The 12,059-nt window shown below is 72.5% G+C and carries 11 protein-coding genes; 6 read left to right on the top strand and 5 right to left on the bottom strand.

The features are described from left to right. The first annotated feature begins 106 nt into the window (after positions 1-106). A complete protein-coding gene (locus ACIPN7_RS01320) occupies positions 107-1,456 on the top strand; it encodes a hypothetical protein (protein WP_400537204.1) in 1,350 nt (449 codons plus the stop codon). Positions 1,457-1,523: 67 nt separating this feature from the next. Here the strand turns inward: ACIPN7_RS01320 and ACIPN7_RS01325 are convergent, their stop codons facing one another. Together ACIPN7_RS01325 and ACIPN7_RS01330 are read right to left on the bottom strand one after the other, a co-directional pair. Further along, entirely contained in the window at positions 1,524-3,080 is a 1,557-nt protein-coding gene (locus tag ACIPN7_RS01325; RefSeq protein WP_400537206.1) for a hypothetical protein, read from the bottom strand. Beyond that, complete coding sequence (locus tag ACIPN7_RS01330; RefSeq protein ID WP_400537208.1) at positions 3,077-3,595, bottom strand: SigE family RNA polymerase sigma factor; 519 nt, start codon at positions 3,593-3,595, stop codon at positions 3,077-3,079. Before ACIPN7_RS01330 ends, ACIPN7_RS01325 begins: the two co-directional genes overlap by 4 nt. A 166-nt stretch (positions 3,596-3,761) precedes the next feature. Between ACIPN7_RS01330 and ACIPN7_RS01335 the strand changes: the two genes are divergently transcribed. Together ACIPN7_RS01335 and ACIPN7_RS01340 are read left to right on the top strand one after the other, a co-directional pair. Beyond that, entirely contained in the window at positions 3,762-4,622 is an 861-nt protein-coding gene (locus ACIPN7_RS01335) for a TetR/AcrR family transcriptional regulator (RefSeq protein WP_400537210.1), read from the top strand. Next, complete coding sequence (locus ACIPN7_RS01340) at positions 4,619-7,219, top strand: PEP/pyruvate-binding domain-containing protein (protein ID WP_400537212.1); 2,601 nt, start codon at positions 4,619-4,621, stop codon at positions 7,217-7,219. Before ACIPN7_RS01335 ends, ACIPN7_RS01340 begins: the two co-directional genes overlap by 4 nt. 13 nt (positions 7,220-7,232) lie before the next feature. On the opposite strand, the gene ACIPN7_RS01345 is transcribed toward ACIPN7_RS01340, so the two are convergent. Continuing rightward, entirely contained in the window at positions 7,233-8,093 is an 861-nt protein-coding gene (locus tag ACIPN7_RS01345; RefSeq protein ID WP_400537214.1) for an SDR family oxidoreductase, read from the bottom strand. Between the two features lie 140 nt (positions 8,094-8,233). On the opposite strand from ACIPN7_RS01345, the gene ACIPN7_RS01350 reads away from it, so the two are divergent. Together ACIPN7_RS01350 and ACIPN7_RS01355 are read left to right on the top strand one after the other, a co-directional pair. Next, positions 8,234-8,920 carry a PAS and ANTAR domain-containing protein gene (locus tag ACIPN7_RS01350; RefSeq protein ID WP_400537216.1) on the top strand — a complete coding sequence of 229 codons (687 nt, stop codon included), beginning with the start codon at positions 8,234-8,236 and terminating at the stop codon, positions 8,918-8,920. A 220-nt stretch (positions 8,921-9,140) separates the two neighbouring features. Further along, a complete protein-coding gene (locus tag ACIPN7_RS01355; RefSeq protein WP_400537218.1) occupies positions 9,141-10,016 on the top strand; it encodes an endonuclease/exonuclease/phosphatase family protein in 876 nt (291 codons plus the stop codon). Between the two features lie 14 nt (positions 10,017-10,030). On the opposite strand, the gene ACIPN7_RS01360 is transcribed toward ACIPN7_RS01355, so the two are convergent. After that, a complete protein-coding gene (locus tag ACIPN7_RS01360) occupies positions 10,031-10,441 on the bottom strand; it encodes a VOC family protein (RefSeq protein WP_400537220.1) in 411 nt (136 codons plus the stop codon). Between the two features lie 101 nt (positions 10,442-10,542). After that, positions 10,543-10,935, bottom strand: coding sequence for a hypothetical protein (locus tag ACIPN7_RS01365; RefSeq protein WP_400537222.1), 393 nt, complete (start codon positions 10,933-10,935; stop codon positions 10,543-10,545). 189 nt (positions 10,936-11,124) lie between these two features. Between ACIPN7_RS01365 and ACIPN7_RS01370 the strand changes: the two genes are divergently transcribed. Further along, positions 11,125-12,030: a LysR family transcriptional regulator gene (locus tag ACIPN7_RS01370; RefSeq protein ID WP_285100610.1), complete on the top strand. Its 906-nt coding sequence runs from the start codon at positions 11,125-11,127 to the stop codon at positions 12,028-12,030. Positions 12,031-12,059: the final 29 nt, after the last annotated feature.

The raw sequence follows: 12,059 nt of genomic DNA on the forward strand, positions 1-12,059 counted from the left end.
GATCGTCGGTGCGGTCCCGGCGACTGCCGGCGTCGGGATCATCTCCGGCTCGAACGGAGACATCCAGGTCACCGCCCAGGTTCAGGTGCCCGATCAAGCTCCGTACATGGCTGTCTGGCTGGAGCACAACGGCATTTCGGCTGAGCTGACCAGCGCGATGATCCGGGTGACGAACCCTTCGAACGAGGAGATCTACGCCCGGGAGACTGCGTTCGAGCGGCCCGGGACCAGGTGGGAGGCGACTGACTTCGAGCTTCCGGCTGGCCGGGATCTCGGTCGCTACCTGGTGTCGTTCGATGCCGTCGTCGTGGTGCAGACCGAGTCCGGACCGGTGGATGTTCGTGTCGCGGGCACGGACGCGGTCGAGTTCTTCCAGCGCAGAACTCCATATCTCAGGGATTTCCAGGCGACCCCCCAGCACATTCCGGCGGGGGAGAAGGCCGTGGTCTCGGGTATTGCGGTGCTCGGGTCACCACCCAGCCAGGTTCCGTTTGCGGGTGAGCAGGTTGAGATCTGGTTCGACCCCAAGGGGACAGCTCCGCGCGTCTATCGCGGTTCGGCGACGTCCGACGCTCGCGGTTACTTCGAGACGACGTTAGTCGCACCGTCGGACGGCACCTGGCGGGCGGTCGTCCCCGCGTCCGACAGGTACAAGCGCTCGTATCCAGTCGACACGCCGCAGGAGACGCGGTCGATCGACAGGACAACTCATTCAGGTTCCGCGTCCAAGACAGCGAAGGGCTACGCGGGCGGCGTCCGGATCATCGCGACGGACGTCGTGGTGGGTACGGAGCCGGCGACGGTGCGGTTCGACGCCGGCATCCGCGGCCTCGGCTGGGCCAGGAGCGCGAGCAATCTCTGGTTCGAGAGCAGGCGTGGCGAGGGTCGGTACCCGAACGGGATCGTCCGGACGGCGACCCTGGAATGGCAGCACGAGGTGGGCACCGACTACTTCTTGCAGTCGGCCCACACGACTGCGCGGGTCAGCCCGCTGATGCCCGCCGGCGTCTACGACGTCGGGGTCGACCAGCAGGCCGTCTCGATCTGCTTCTCGCCTGCGCCCGAGTCACGCTCCAGCTGCAAGTCGAACGTCACCGTCAACGACCGCACCATCACCACCATGACGGTCAAGCGCGCCAGCAGCACGAGCGTCTCGGCGTCGTCCAAGACTTTCACGGGGCCGAAGACCGTCACGCTGAGCGGAGCGGTGCGGAAGGTGCAGCTGGTCAGCGACACCAAGGTCGCGAACCGGCTGTCGCCCAACACCCCCGTGAAGCTGTACTTCGACCCCGCCGGTTCGGCCGGTCCGGTCTACAAGAAGACCGTGAAGACGGGCTCGGACGGGTACTACTCCACAAAGGTCGGCACGAGCATCTCCGGTCGCTGGATCGCCCAGTACCCGGGTACGGCCCTCCAGGCGCCGTCCCAGCACGCCGTGACCATCACGGTCCAGTAGCCCGGGCGGCTGGGAGCGGCGGCGGCACGGGGCGGACCTTGGGTCCGTCCGGAGCGCACCTCGCGCCTCAGTCGTAGGTGCGGAAGACGGCGTCCTCCGGGACGGTGACCGTGGGTGCGGCGGGCACCGCTCGTGCCCCGGGCGTCGCCGGATCTGGGCGCGTCGCACTCGTCGTCCCCTCTCCGAGCAGGGTGCCGACGTTCAGGGTCGCAGTGGTGTCGGTCTCGCTGGTTCGGTCGTTCGAGTCACTCATGCCCCAGGCGATCCGGTCACCGGCGAGACCCACCATGATCCGGCTCCTGAGGCCGGTCGACCCGATCCGTACCAGGTCGGGTTCCAGCCCGACGTCACGGAGGAGATAGGCCTCGTGGCTGGACACGACCCATGCGACCGAATCACCTGCCGCGGAGACACTGACGACCGTGGTGGCGCCGAGTCGAACGGCGATGGCTTGGCCGCCGCCCGTGCCGGCGACTCCGTCCTTCCTCGGGACGGCAGCGAGGTGGTAGCCCCCGTCCAGCGCATAGGTGAGGACGTCATCCGTGAGATCGACGAACTGGACATATGTCTCGCGTAGGTGTTCCAGGGTCAGGACCGTCTGCTCGCCGCCGTCATCGCCGTACGAGGTGAAAGTCGTGGTCCAGGAGCCGGCGGCAGGCTGGTCGAGGGTGGCCACGACGATCTCGTCGTCGTCTCCCCCGATGGCTGTCGCTCGTTCCGCGAGGAGCCTGGGCTCACCCGACTCGATGTCGGCCACCCATGCGGTCATGCCCCATGAGTCCCCCGCGTCAGAGGACCCCGTGGGGTCGTCCTCCTCGCGCCACGCCACGCGGTGGGCGGTCACAGCAAGATTGCCGTCGAAGTCACCCTCGATCTCGGAGACGACTCGGGACTGGTGGAACTCGCCGGTCAGCGGATCGACCCGGCGGCCGCCCGCGGCCAGGAAGACCCGGTCCGGCGGCTCGTCAGCGCTCTGCGCGGTGCGTACGAACCAGGCGGCCTCGTCGCCCTGCGGTGTGAGGCGACCAGGAGTGCTTACTCCGCCATCCACCGGTGTCGGGACCAGAGGGGCCATGACCTGCTCGATACCGTCGATGAACGGATCGACCCGTGTGATGTTCGTGCCGGTCGTGCTGGACGCGGCGCCGGCATCTTCCAGCACCGTCCAGAACTTTCCTTCCTCGGTCAGACCGTCGGGCGACAGCATGGTTCCTCGGACCATGCCGTCGATCCGGACATCGGAGCAGGTGGACAGGGGCCGAGCATCCGCCAGGTGGAACGTCACCCCCGGACGGAGGCTCGTACCCGACTCGACGGGGCTCCGCCTGGCCGTAGGCTCCGGCGGCACGCACTCCGGCTTCGCCAGCCCGAACAGCTCCCGCAGCTCTTCGCTCCCGGGCAGCGCGACATCGCCGAGCCCCGGCACCGGCACCGGCCCGGCGAGGGCCAGCGAGAAGGCGACCGCGACCGCCGTCGTGCCGACGCCGGCAGCTTGCCAGGTACGCCGCCGCCGCAGTGCGCGCCGGCTCCCGGCCACAACCTGTCCCGCGTCGAACGCATGCCGCTCGACCTGGTCGGCGCCTGCCTGGAGGCGTGCCACGACGTCCGTGTCGTCGATGCTCATCGCTCACCCTCCTGAAAGATCTCGCGCAGGCGGGTGATCCCGCGCGCGTTGGCGGACTTGACGGTGCCGACGGCGATCCCGAGCTCGCGGGCGGTCTGCTGCTCGGTGAGGTCGAGCAGGTGCCGCAACACCACGACCCGACGCTGCGTCAGCGGGAGCCTGGCCAGCGCGCGCACCACCTCGTCGCGCACGGCCACACCCTCGGCCGGTCCAGCGACCGACCCCGTGAGGACGACGTCGGAGACCACCTCGCCCCTGGTGCGCCGCCAGCCGTCGATGCGCAGGTTGAGCAGGATGCGGCGGGCATAGGCCCGGGGTTCGCCGGCGCGGGCCCGGTGCCAGGACCGGTAGGTGCGCTCGAACGTCGCCTGGACCAGCTCCTCCGCGCGGTGCGGGTCTCCGGACAGGAGGAGCGCCGTCTTGTAGAGGTACGGACCCGCCTCGTGTACGAACGCGATGAACTCCTGGTCCCTGGTGCGTGTGACGTCGACCCGGACCTGTGGGTCGTCGCTCACCTCGGCGAACATGTTCGCGCGCTCTCCCTCGTCATGTCCCCCACCACGCGGCGACCCATCGGAAAGGTTCCATGCCTCACGAGGTACCTCCGAATCCGCAGGTCAGAAGTCCCTCGCCAGGCAGTTGACCGAGGCAGCGCACAGGTCTAGCCTCCAAGATGACCAGATGAACGAATCTGGTCATAGTTTCACGGAGGCCAGCGTGGAGGCACCAGGCATGGGCGCGACGACGCAGCGACGGGGGACCGCGCAGCGCAGGTCCGAGCGGGCGGAGCGGATCCTCGACGCCGCCACCGAGCTGGTGCTGCGCTGGGGCTACGACAAGACCACCATCGACGATGTCGCCCGGCTCGCCGGGGTGGCCAAGGGCACCATCTACCTGCACTGGGGCAGCCGCGAGGACCTGTTCGCCGCCCTGATGCGGTGGGACCGGGCCCAGATGATCGGCGCGGTTCGGCGGCGTCTCCAGCAAGACCCGGAGACCGCCACCCTGCCCGGGCTGTTCGGCCTCCTCGCCCACGAGCTCCACCGGCATCCGCTGCTGCAGGCCGCGATGGTCCAGGACTCCGCCGTGCTGGGCAAGCTCGTTGCCCGCAAGCAGACCAGCACCACCACGCCCGAGATGGTGGCCCCGTTCGGCGAGTACCTCGCCACGCTCCGTGAGCACGGCCTGGTGCGCGAGGACCTCAGCCTGGAGGACCACCTCACCCTCGTCGCCGCCGTGCTGCACGGCTCCCTGGTCTCGCTGCGGATGATGCCCGACTCGCTGCGGGTGTCCGACGAGCGCGCCGGCGAGCTGATCGGCGACGCGCTCGCGCGCGCCTTCGCCGCCGACCACCCGCCGTCCGATGCCGCGCGCGCCGTCTGCGCGGACGCCACCCGCGCGTTCGTCGACCAGGCATACGCCGTGGCGCGGGCCAGGCTGCGGGAGTCGCTCGGCGACGACCTTCCGCAGGACGACGACCTTCCGCAAGCAGACCTCCCGCCCGAGGGCGACCCCACGCCAGCAGAAGGAGACCCGTCGTGAGCACCGAGGTCACGCAGTCGTTCACACTGCCGCTCGCTGATCCCGCGGCGGTGGAGCTGGCGACGACCGGCGGCAAGGGCTCGTCGCTCGCCCGCCTGGCCGCGGCCGGCCTGCCGGTTCCCGGCGGCTTCCACGTCACCACGGACGCCTACCGGGCCGCGGTCGCCGGCGCGCCGCAGCAGGCGATCGTCGCGGCGGCCCAGGACGTGGACCCTGACCGGCCGGAGACCCACGACGCCGCGGCGGCCCGGATCGCCGAGGTGTTCGCCGGCCTGGAGATCCCGGCGGCGGTGGGCGACGCCGTCCGGGCCCGGTACGCGAGGCTACGTGCCGAGGGCGGCACCCCCGCCGTCGCCGTCCGGTCCTCGGCCACGGCCGAGGACCTGCCCGGCATGTCGTTCGCCGGCCAGCAGGACTCGTTCCTCAACGTCCGCGGCGAGGACGCCCTGCTGCGGGCGGTCCGGGACTGCTGGGCCTCCCTGTGGACGGCGCGCGCGATCGGCTACCGCGCGCGGCACGGCATCCCCGCCGAGGAGGTCGCGCTCGCGGTGGTGGTGCAGCTGCTGGTCGACGCCGCCGCCGCCGGCATCCTGTTCACCGTCGACCCGATGACCGGGTCCCGGGACCGCGTGCTGATCAACGCGGCCTGGGGACTGGGCGAGGCCGTGGTCGGCGGGCAGGTCACGCCCGACACCTTCCTGGTGGCGCGGGTCGGCGGCGCGGTGGAGCGCGCGGTGAGCACCAAGGAGGTCCGCACGGTGCGGACCGCCGACGGGACCCGGAACGAGCCGGTCCCCGCCGCGCTGCGGGACGAGCCCGCGCTCACCGACGAGCAGGCCGCGCGGCTCGCCGCGCTCGGTGTCCGCATCGAGGAGCTGTACGGCGTGGCGATGGACGTCGAGTGGGCGCTGCACGACGGCGCCCCCGCGATCCTTCAGGCGCGGCCCGTCACGGGTGCGGCGGGCCAGGTCGCGGTCACGGAGGTGTGGAACGACAGCCTGCTGGGCGACTTCCTGTGGACCAACGCGAACCTCGGCGAGGCACTGCCCAGCGTGATGACGCCGCTGACCTGGTCGCTCGTGCGGATCTTCATGGCGAACGCGATGGCGGACACGGACATCGGCGTCCCCGCGTACGGCACCATCGGCGGCCGGTTCTACATGAACCTCAGCACCACGGAGACGGTCGCCCAGGCACTCGGCATGCGCAAGGCGGTCGACGCGGCGTACCGGGAGGTGTTCGGGCGGCTCCCGGGTCAGCCGGACATCCCGGTGGTCCCGATCGGCCGCGGGGAGCTGATCCGGCGGCTCCTCCCGATGGTGGGCCGCAACCTCACGTCGCTCGTGCGCGACGTCCGGGCCGTGCAGGGATTCCTGGGCACCGCCGAGCAGCGCGGCACAGACCTGCGCCGGCGCGCGGCCGACGTCGGGGACCCGGCCGGGCTGGCGGAGTTCTGGACCGCGGAGCTCGGTCCCTACCTGGAGGCGTCGTCGCGCGTGCTGCGCGGCGCCGCCCGGCAGGACGGCACCAAGCTGCTGACGCTGCGCCGGGACCTGCGCACGCTGCTCGGCGACGCCGACACGGAGACCCTGACGTCCGGCCTGTCCTCCGGCGGACAGCACCTGGCCAGCATGGAGACGCTGGTCAACCTGCGCGAGGTGGCCCTCGGCCGCCTCGACCGCGAGACGTACGTGACGCGGTACGGGCACCGGTGCGTCGACGAGTTCGAGGTCTCCCGGCCGCGCCCGGCGGAGGATCCCGCCTGGCTGGACCGGCAGATCGCGGCGGCGTCCGGGACCGACGTCGACGCGCTGCTCGAGCGGCAGGAGCGGGCGCGGGCCGCCGTCTGGGAGCGGCTCGAACGCCTGTCGCCGCGCAAGGCGGCGCGCCTGCGCAGCCAGCTCGACCGGTGGGCGCGGAACGCGCGAGACCGGGAGCGCGCGCGGTCCGAGGTGATCCGTACGTTCTGGGCCCTGCGCGCCTTCGCGGTGCGGGCCGGCGAGCTCACCGGCCTGGGCGACGACGTCTTCTGCCTGACGCTCGACGAGCTGCTCGACGTGCTCCGCGCCGGCGCGGGGTCGCGCGCCGGGGAGAACGCGCCCGACGTCGTCCCCGTGCGCCGCGCCACCTACGACCTGTACCGAGGCCTGCCGGCGTACCCGGCGGTGATCCGCGGCCGGTTCGACCCGGTGCGGTGGGCCGCCGACCCCGACCGGAGGTCGGACGTCTACGACGAGAACGGCCAGGAGTCCGCGCGCTCCGACCAGGTTCGGGGCTTCCCCGGGGCGTCGGGCGTGACCGAGGGCGTCGCCCGGGTGGTGCGCTCGGTGGAGGACGGCGAGGCACTGCTGCCCGGCGAGGTGCTCGTCACCTCCGTGACCAACGTCGGCTGGACGCCGCTGTTCCCCCGCGCGGCCGCCGTGGTGACCGACGTCGGCGCGCCCCTCTCGCACGCCGCCATCGTCGCCCGCGAGCTGGGCATCCCGGCGGTCGTCGGGTGCGGCAACGCGACGATGCGGCTGCGCACGGGCGACCTGGTGCGGGTGGACGGCGAGCACGGCACGGTCGAGGTGCTCACGCCGACAGTCCGCTCCTAGAGCCCGCCCGCTCCTAGAACACGGGCTTGCCGCCCGTCACGCCGAGCACCGTCCCGGACACGTACGACGCCGTGGTCGGCGACGCCAGGAAGACGAACGCCGGCGCCACCTCGGCGGGCTGCCCGGCCCGGCCCAGCGGGGTGTCGGCGCCGAACGACGTGATCTTCTCCTCCGGCTGGGTCGCGGGTTGCAGCGGCGTCCAGATCGGCCCGGGCGCCACGGCGTTCACCCGGATGCCGCGCGGCCCCAGCTCGGCGGCGAGGTTCACGGTGATGTTGTTGATCGCGGCCTTGGTGGCCGCGTAGTCGAGCAGCGAGGTGGACGGCTGGTAGGCCTGGATCGAGGAGTTGTTGATGATCGAGCCGCCCTCGCCCATGTGCCCGAGCGCCGCCTGCGTCACCCAGAACAGGGCGTACAGGTTGGTCTTCACCACGCGGTCGAGCTCCTCGGTGGTCACGTCCGCGACCGACGTGCGGCGCGCCATCTGGTAGCCCGCGTTGTTCACCAGCACGTCGATGCCGCCCAGCTCACCGGCCGCCCGGTGCGCGATGCCGCGCGCCGTCGGCTCGTCCCGCAGGTCACCCGGCAGCAGCGCGCACTGGCGCCCCGCCCCGCGCACCCACTCCGCCGTCGCCCGTGCGTCGTGCTCCTCCTCGGGCAGGTACGACACGGCGACGTCGGCGCCCTCGCGGGCGAACGCGATGGCGACCGCGCGCCCGATGCCCGAGTCGCCGCCGGTCACCAGGGCCTTCCGGCCCAGGAGCTTCTCGCTGCCGACGTAGCTGGTCTCGCCGTGATCGGGTGCGGGGACCATCTGGTCCGTGGCGCCCGGCGGATTCTGCTGCTGCGGTGGGAACGCCTGGTTCTGGCTCATGCCGTCCTCCATCGTCGTGCGATGTCTCGGCCGACACGATCGTCCTCGACCACTGTTCACGCTAGCCCGTGCTTCGGCGGCCCGCACATCCCGTACTCTCTGTCCCACCAGGCCCGGAACATCACCCTGCAAGGAGTTTCGTGAACTCTGCACCGACTCCCGGCGAGTCCACGATCGTGGACGGCGTCGAGCAAGTGCTCGCCGGCGGCAAGGCGTCACCGGTCGGCCGGTACCGGCTGGACCTGGCCACGGGTGAGTGGGCATGGTCCGACGAGGTGTACGAGATGCACGGCTTCGAGCCGGGCCAGATCGTGCCGACGACGCCCCTGATGCTGTCCCACAAGCACCCCGACGACCGCGCCCGCGTGGACGGCGTGCTGCGGGAGGCGGCCGAGACCGGCCAGCCCTTCAGCTCGGTGCACCGGATCCTCGACGCCTCCGGGGAGACGCGGACCCTCGCGGTGACCGGACAGGGCCGGCGCGATCCCGAGACCGGCCGGGTGACCGAGCTGTTCGGGTACTTCATCGACGTCACCGAATCGCAGCGGGAGGCGGCGGCCCGCGACGCGACCGTCTCGATCCGGGCGTCGGCGGAACGCCGCGCGGTGATCGAGCAGGCCAAGGGCGTGCTGATGGTGGTCTACGGCGCCGACGAGGACGCGGCCTTCGACCTGCTCCGCGAGGCGTCGAACGCGGCGAACATCGCCGTGCGGGACATCGCCCTGACGCTGGTGCACCTGTTCTCCGGGCCGGGCGTGACGGTGTTCCCCACCCGCGAGGCGATCGACGCGTTCCTGACCGCCCCGATCGCTCCCGGCGACCTCTGACCCGGTCCGCGTCGGGCCGCGGCCGGACGGGGCTGCCCGTCAGCCGCGGTCGAGCGTCGGGGCGACGGTGCCCTCGGCGAGCCACTGGCGCGCACCCGATCCCTCGGGTCGGGGGAACACACCGTCGCTCCACGCGGTGACACGGTCGCCACGGAAGGTCCGGCCACGGCACCCGCGAGCCGGGGTGGCGCCCGCCGCACGCCGAGGACAGGATCGACACGTGCGCATCGCCACGTTCAACGTCCAGCACGGCCTCGGCCCGGACGGCCGCGTCGACAACGACTGCCTGGCCCGCGCCGTCGCCGCGCTCGACGCCGACGTCGTGGGCCTGCAGGAGGTCGACCAGGGGCAGGTGCGGTCCGGGGGAGCGGACCAGGCGGCACTCTGCGCGGCGGCGATGGGCGCCGCCGACCACCGGTTCCGGCCGGCGCTCGCCGGCCCGTTCCGCTACCCCGGCATCCGACGCCGCGCCCGCCGGGCGGAGCGGGCCGACGCACCTGGCTACGGCATCGCGCTGCTGTCCCGGTACCCCGTCCTGAGCTGGCACACGATCCTGCTGCCGCCCGCGACGCCGTGGGTGTGGGGCCGCGTGCAGCTCGGCACCGACGAGCCGCGGGTGGCGCTCGCGGCCCGGATCGACGCGCCGTCCGGTCCGGTCACCGTCGTGTGCACACACCTGAGCGTGTACCGGTTCTCCGCCGTGAGCTGGGCGGGCGGGATGGCCCGGCGCGCCGCCGGCTACCGCCGGGGCACCCCGGGCGAGCGGCACGCGGAACGTCAGGTGGACCACCTGCGCCGTCGGCTCGTCGGGCTGCGGCGCCCCCTGATCCTGCTGGGCGACTTCAACCTGCGGGGATCGGTGCCCGCCGACCGCACCGGCTGGCGCCCCCTCGCGACGGGTGACACGTTCCCCCGGCACGACCCGCGGTTCCAGATCGACCACGTCCTCCTGGACGAGGGCATGCCGCAGGGTGCGGGGCCGGACGGCGACCTCCCGGACGGGCGGATCAGTGCCGAGGGCCGGGTCGTGGACACGGGGGTCTCGGACCACCGCGCGCTGGTCGTGGACGTGACGTTCCCCCGCCCGACGGCGTGACGCCGCGCGGCCGGTCAGCCGACGAAGACGCAGAAGGGGTGGCCCATCGGGTCGCCGAAGACGTAGAGGGGTTCCTCCGGATCGTCCGACCGGTCGTAGAGCAGGGTCGCGCCGAGCGCGAGGGCGTGGTCGCGTGCCTCGGCGAGGGAGTCGAGGTCGGGCACCGTCGTGTCGAGGTGGAGCTGCTGGGGGATGCCGGACTCCGGCCAGGTCGAGCGCGGCAGGTCGTACACCTGCTGGAACGCCAGGTGTGCCCCGTCGTCGTCGTGCAGCACGAGCCAGTCGTTGCCGTTCGGGTCGGGTTCACCGTCCGCCGGGGCCTCGTCGCCGGTGCGGTAGGTGAGCCCGAACAGCTCCCGGTAGAACTCGGCGAGGGCGCGGGCGTCCGTGGTGTCGAGCACCACCTGTCGGATGCGCGGTCTCATGGCTCCAGCGCACCACATCCCGCCCGCGGTGCAACGGGAGCGCGCCGCGGGATCCGGGGGGAGACACCGGATCCCGCGGCGCGGGGACGGGGCTCAGCCCGTCAGGCGGCCTCGGCGAACGCGCGGTAGCTGACCGCGGACCGTGCCGCGGGTGCGTGGTCGGCGAGGTGGTCCGGGACGTGGTCCGGCACCGTGTCGACGGCGTCCTCGACGACCCGCAGCGCGGCCGCCTCCTTCGCGGCGCGCCTCTTGGCCCGCACCACGGTGTACACGGCGTTCACGCCGATCAGGATGGCGGCCATGTTCGACGCGGCGGACGGCCAGATGCCGTTCGCCGCGGCCACGGTGAGCAGGGTCCCGGCCGCCAGCATGTTGGTGCCCTGGAACGCGAGGGAATCGGCGCTCCAGCGCCCGCGGCTGACCATGGCATAGGCCACGAGGCCGGCGATGGCGCCAACCCAGCCGAGGACGGTGACGACCAGCATGAGGGACATGAGGAACTCCTGAGGAAACTGCTCGAAACGATTCGAGGATGTGGCGGAGACCGAGAACCGGTATCCATGGGGGAGGGGTGGCCGACGGTCCGGGAGGAGCTGGGTCCGGCCGCTGCCAGGATCAATCATGAGCCACTTGCGCCTTCAGCACAATCGAATGTTTGTGACTCCGGGATGTAGCATCGCTACATGGCCACTGACCCGCGAAGACTCGCTTTCCTCCTGGCCGTGCATCGCGCCGGCGGGGTGCTGGCGGCGGCCGACCTGCTGCACGTGACGCCGTCCGCCGTGTCCCAGCAGATCGCCCGGTTGGAGGCAGAAGAGGGTATCGACGTGCTGGACAGGGGGCCGCGCGGCGTGACGCTCACGCCCGCCGGCCGGGTGCTCGCCGACGCGGCCGAGCGCATCGAGGCGGAGCTCGTCCAGGCGCGGCAGGCCGTGGCAGCCCTGGAGGGTGAGCTCACGGGCCGGATCTCCGTCGGGTCCATCCAGACGGCGATCCGTACCGTCGTCGCGCCGATGCTCGTCTCGCTCGCGGAACGGCACCCGCACATCGAGGTCGACGTGCAGGAGCACGACCCGACCGACTCCGTGCGCCGGCTGCGCGCCGGCGACCTGGACGCGGTGGTGCTGGAGCGCGACGTCGCCGTCGACGCGCCGGCCCCGCGCGGTGCGCACGACGTGCCGCTGCTCGACGAGCCGTGGCGCATCGTGGTCCCCACCAGCCTGCCCGAGCCCGAGCGGCTGGACGACCTCGCCACTCTCACATGGGTGGGCCCGCAGGCCGGGTCGGCGGCCGAGCGCGCCGCGAGCCGGCTCGCCGCGCAGCTCGGCACGACGTTCGAGACGCGCCACGCCTACAACGACTTCGACACCGCGATCTCCCTCGTCGCCGCCGGCCAGGGCGTCGCGATGCTGCCGGCCCTGGCCCTCCAGCAGGAGGTGCCGGACGGCGTCGCCGTGGTGGCGCTCGCCGGGCTCGGCTCGCGGCGGCTCGTGGTGCGGCACCGGCAGAACCGGCACGAGCCGGGCCCGATCGTCCGGGCCGTGGTGGACGAGATGGTCGTGGCGGCCCGGGAGATCGACCTGGGGTAGCGCCCGCCCTGCCGGCGATTCCGTGCACT

The sequence above is a fragment of the Promicromonospora sp. NPDC090134 genome, from assembly GCF_044746965.1.
Classification (GTDB): Bacteria; Actinomycetota; Actinomycetes; order Actinomycetales; family Cellulomonadaceae; genus Promicromonospora.